The organism is Neisseria sp. P0009.S007, assembly GCF_051962515.1.
In genome coordinates this window covers 1-367 of sequence record NZ_JBQCVF010000954.1, presented here as the reverse complement: position 1 = coordinate 367, position 367 = coordinate 1, and the positions used below count along the sequence as shown (strand labels likewise).

Below are 367 nucleotides of genomic sequence, written 5' to 3'. Positions count from 1 at the left end.
CATGTGGAATAATAAGCTTTTTTGCCACTCTCGGCATAACAACCCCCACTATTTTAGGTATTAAAAACCTTCATTTATGGATAATAGCTCTTTCACTTCCTTTAGTCATATTAATTATTTTAATTATCATTAAACAGCCTTTTTCAGAAATAAAAAAAATAAAAGAAGGAGAAATTTTAAATATAGACGAAATTAAAAATCTTCATTTAACACCTAAAATTATTATTATTGGGTTGTCTAATGTTGGGAAAACTACCCTAATCAATTCTTTTTTTCATGAGCGATTTGCTAAAAGTAGAACTCAGAATATTGAAGGAAGAATAAAAATACACGAGAATCAAGCCCTATGTTTAATTGATATGAGCGG

At 28.3% G+C, this 367-nt stretch carries 1 protein-coding gene; it reads left to right on the top strand.

The window, feature by feature from the left end:
- Positions 1-367: GTPase (locus tag ACTHS3_RS17280; RefSeq protein ID WP_440368675.1), on the top strand; the 367-nt coding region annotated here is incomplete at both ends.